The 284-nt window shown below is 62.0% G+C and carries 1 pseudogene; it reads right to left on the bottom strand.

Features of this window, described 5'->3' with window-relative positions:
- Window positions 1-284: pseudogene (locus EN851_RS35840) on the bottom strand (M3 family metallopeptidase); the annotation flags it as partial.

Consider the following 284-nt stretch of genomic DNA (forward strand, 5'->3'; position numbering starts at 1 on the left):
CCACCGGCTCGCAGCATCTCGAAATACTTCTCCTGGAAGCCGCGCTCGGCATTCTGATAGACGGCGTAGAGCGAGTTCACCAGGCAGTCGCCGAAGGCATAGGCATAGACGTAGAAGGGCGAGTGGATGAAGTGCGGGATGTAGGTCCAGAAGACCTCGTAGCCCTCGCGCAGCCTGATCGCCGGCCCCAGGCTCTCGGCCTGCACCTCCAGCCAGAATTCGCCGAGCCTGTCAGAGGTCAACTCGCCATTCCTGCGCTCGGCATGCACCTTGCGCTCGAACTC

Origin of the sequence: Mesorhizobium sp. M8A.F.Ca.ET.208.01.1.1 (genome assembly GCF_004791315.1) — a bacterium.
Taxonomy (GTDB): domain Bacteria; phylum Pseudomonadota; class Alphaproteobacteria; order Rhizobiales; family Rhizobiaceae; genus Mesorhizobium.